The following is a 2843-nucleotide window of genomic DNA, read 5'->3' as shown; positions in this document are numbered from 1 at the left end:
CAACGAGTTCACGCAGCGCCAGGTTGACCGTGTCGCGCTTGGTTTTCGTACCGACCAAGCGCTGAGCCTCGCGCAGCGCGTCGTCGTCGATGTCGATATTGGTTCGCATACACATCAAGTTACACCACCTGTGGTGTAAGCACGGCGAGCTTTCCGCCGGCGAGCCTGCGCCGCACCCGGATGGCGTGAAAGTATCCCGTTATGCGATCAACCATCAAACGGGTCGGCGTGCTGCTGACCGCCTTGATGATGATCACGTCGTGCGGCGGCAACGATCACCCTGCCGCGCCGGTGACAACCTCTGCGACGCCTGGCCTGTCACAGTCCGAAACCACCGACATCGCCACCGAGGCTTATGCCTACGCCTATCCGCTCGTCACGATGGAGTACACCCGACGCGGATTGACGAATGTGCCCGCCGCACAAGACACCAAAGCGCCAATGGGTCAGATCGCCCGCATGCGTACCTACCCGAACGCGTCGTTCAACATGGTGACCGCCCCGAACGCCGACACGCTCTACACCCAGGCGTGGTTCGACGTGGCGAAGGAGCCGTGGATCGTGAGCGTGCCGGACATGGGCGACCGCTATTACCTGCTGCCCATGCTGGACGCGTGGACCAACGTCTTCGCCTCGCCGGGCACCCGCAACGGCGGGGGCAAGCCGCGCACGTTCGCCATCACTGGTCCCGGGTGGCACGGCACGTTGCCGCCCGGCGTGCTGGAGTACAAGTCGTCGACGGCCTTGGTGTGGATGCTGGGCCGCATCTACTCCTCGGGCACCCCGGAGGATTACGACGCGGTGCACAAGCTGCAGGATCAGATCACCGCGGTGCCGCTGTCGTCGTTCGGGAAGCCCTACCTGCCGCCGCTCGGTCCGGTCAACGTGTCTGTCGATATGAAGACGTCGGTGCGACAGCAGGTGAATTCCCTTGGCGCGCCGGAGTATTTCAAGCTGTTCGCCGGTCTACTCAAGGCCAACCCGCCGGCCCCCGAGGATGCGCCGATGGTGGCCAAGCTGGCCAGGATCGGCATCGTTCCCGGGCAGGACTTCGACCCGACCAAGCTGTCGGCCGCGGCAAACACCGGCCTGGCGTTGGCGCCAAAGCTCGGTCAGGACAACATCAGTGGCTGGCGCGAAGACGGCGTCGTCGCCGGCGATTTCATCTTCAAGAACGGCTGGGCCTACACCACCAAGGCGGGCAGATACGGGACCAACTACCGGCAGCGCGCCTTCGTCACCGAGGTCGGCGTCGGCGCCAACCTGCCCGAGGACGCCGTGTATCCCACCTCGGACGGCCCCGACCTCAAGCAGAAGTACAGCGGCGCAACCAAATACACCATGCACTTCGACAAGGGCCAGCTACCGCCGGCGCGGGGATTCTGGTCGCTGACCATGTACAACAGCGACTACTTCTTCGTCGACAACCCGCTGAACCGCTACACGCTGAGCCCGCGCGACAAGTTGGCGACCAACCCCGACGGATCGACCGACCTCTACATCCAGGCCGATTCCCCCGGGCCGGACAAAGAATCCAATTGGCTTCCCGCGCCCAAGGATCGGTTCAGCCTCATGCTGCGGCTGTACTGGCCCAACGACAAGAAGCCGTCGATTCTGGATGGGACGTGGCACATCCCACCGGTCAAAGCAGTTCCGTAGTTACGGCCGCTGCGCGTAGACGAACTCGTTGCCCGGCACCATGTCCTTGACCGCTGGTGCAGGGCTGCGCCCGAAGTCGGCCATCAGCTCGGCCGCGGGCGTCACCGTGACAGTCCAGTCGTGGCGGGCGAACCAGTCGCCGACCGGTTCGCGCTCTTCGAAGTACCACAGCTCGTCGGTCCGAGGGATATCGCGATCCGGGTCCACCTTGGCCATCAACTGACGCAGCCGCTCCATCCGCTCGCGCCGCTTGGCACGCACCTCCTCGTCGAGGAACGTCGGCCCCAGCGCCTCCACCGCGACCCGGCTGCCCGGCGCGGCGAGTGCGTCGATGCGCTCGAACAGCAGATCCTGCGCCGCGGCCGGAAGATACGGCATCAGGCCTTCGGCCGACCAGACGCTCGGCTGCGACGGGTCAAAACCAGCCTCCTGCAACGCTTTCGGCCAGTCGTGGCGCAGGTCCACGGCGACCTCTTTGCGATTGGCGGCCGGCCGCGCCCCGTGGTGGGTCAAGGTCGACAGCTTGAAGTCCAGCACCCGGTCTTGGTCCAGCTCGTAGACCGTGACGCCGTCGGGCCACGGCAACCGCCAGGACCGCGCATCCAGGCCCGCCGCCAGGATCACCGCCTGACGAATGCCGGACTTGGTGGCGGTGAGAAAAAACGAGTCGAAAAACTTGGTCCGCGAGGCCATGTAGCTGACCATCGCCTGCCTCTGCTGCGGCAACTCGGGTTCGGCTTCGAGGATCTCCGGCGGCAGATCGGGACCGCCGTGCCAGTTCCACACCCCGTCGCCGGCGGCGTCGAGGAACACCCGCGCAAACGGGTCCTGAATCAGCGGATCGTCGCTCTCGGTTTCGGCCGCGCGTGCTGAGGCCACGCCCAAAGCCGTCGCCCCCACGCTCTCGGTGATTTCCCAGGTGTCGTTGTCAGTTCTCGCCATAACTCGAACCTACGTGAGTCGCCTAGGTGGTAGCTGTGCGTCTTGGCGGGCTCAGGTGATATCGCATGCGACCTCGTTTTGAAACCACATGTCATGGTCGCTCGCTGATGCACGCGTGACTGCTGTGACTCCCCGCGGTGCCTGGTCAGCGCTAAAGGCCCGGCAATCCGGCTCGCTGCGCAGGTCTCCGGTTATGTTGTCCGCGAGCCGCCGATAGCCGCGGGCCGAGGCCGATTCGAAAG

At 65.1% G+C, this 2843-nt stretch carries 3 protein-coding genes; 1 reads left to right on the top strand and 2 read right to left on the bottom strand.

Going from position 1 to position 2843, the window contains the following annotated elements:
- The coding region (locus tag VGH54_RS13445; protein WP_331512510.1) for a type II toxin-antitoxin system VapB family antitoxin at positions 1-109 on the bottom strand (109 nt) is incomplete at its 3' end.
- 137 nt (positions 110-246) lie between these two features.
- Here VGH54_RS13445 and VGH54_RS13440 point away from each other — a divergent pair.
- Positions 247-1659: a DUF1254 domain-containing protein gene (locus VGH54_RS13440; RefSeq protein WP_414688702.1), complete on the top strand. Its 1413-nt coding sequence runs from the start codon at positions 247-249 to the stop codon at positions 1657-1659.
- Here VGH54_RS13440 and VGH54_RS13435 read toward each other — a convergent pair whose 3' ends face one another.
- Positions 1660-2601, bottom strand: coding sequence for a class I SAM-dependent methyltransferase (locus tag VGH54_RS13435; RefSeq protein WP_331512508.1), 942 nt, complete (start codon positions 2599-2601; stop codon positions 1660-1662).
- Positions 2602-2843: the final 242 nt, after the last annotated feature.

The organism is Mycobacterium sp. (assembly GCF_036488105.1).
Classification (GTDB): domain Bacteria; phylum Actinomycetota; class Actinomycetes; order Mycobacteriales; family Mycobacteriaceae; genus Mycobacterium.
This window is presented reverse-complemented; position numbering and strand designations above follow the sequence as displayed.

Excerpts from the sequence above, each read along its gene's own strand:
- VGH54_RS13440 (WP_414688702.1), top strand. The coding sequence starts at position 247 with ATGATGATCACGTCGTGCGGCGGCAACGATCACCCTGCCGCGCCGGTG.
- VGH54_RS13435 (WP_331512508.1), bottom strand. The coding sequence starts at position 2,601 with ATGGCGAGAACTGACAACGACACCTGGGAAATCACCGAGAGCGTGGGG.